Annotated in this window: 1 protein-coding gene; it reads right to left on the minus strand. The window is 38.3% G+C overall.

Features of this window, described 5'->3' with window-relative positions:
- Positions 1-118: 118 nt before the first annotated feature.
- Entirely contained in the window at positions 119-445 is a 327-nt protein-coding gene (locus tag ACTFWY_RS17830) for a hypothetical protein (protein WP_252651062.1), read from the minus strand.
- Positions 446-473 lie beyond the last annotated feature (28 nt).

Raw genomic sequence — 473 nt, forward strand, 5'->3', positions numbered from 1 at the left:
CGAAGTCTTGAAAAAATTCTTCAACGTCACCTTTAGCATTTCGTAAGCGTAATTTGATTGTTCTTTCAGTCATCAATAAATCCTCCTAAAATCAATATAAAAAGACTAGTCACATCGACTAGTCTTTCGGTACTAAAGCTAATAGATCTGCTTTAACGGTCTTTCCAGCATAATCAATGTGATGTGCTGTTAACCACGTTTTGATTTCTTCAACGGTGTTAGAGGATGTCGGTTTTACATCCACATCAGCACTAAACGTCTCTGCGGACTTAACAGTAAATGCTGGAATATCGACCTTTGCCGATTCTTTACCATTTTGTACCCTTGTTGCTTTATACTCCCCGGCTGCCACTTCTGTAGCTGGCTCTATACCTGTAATCGATAAAGGACTTGCTCCCTCAACAATTTTAGTATCACCTTTGTAAATTCGAAATGTATCTGCCATCTTCATTTGCTCCTTTCTATGATAATTC

This window comes from Enterococcus sp. 125944, assembly GCF_051909435.1.
GTDB lineage: Bacteria > Bacillota > Bacilli > Lactobacillales > Enterococcaceae > Enterococcus_D > Enterococcus_D gallinarum.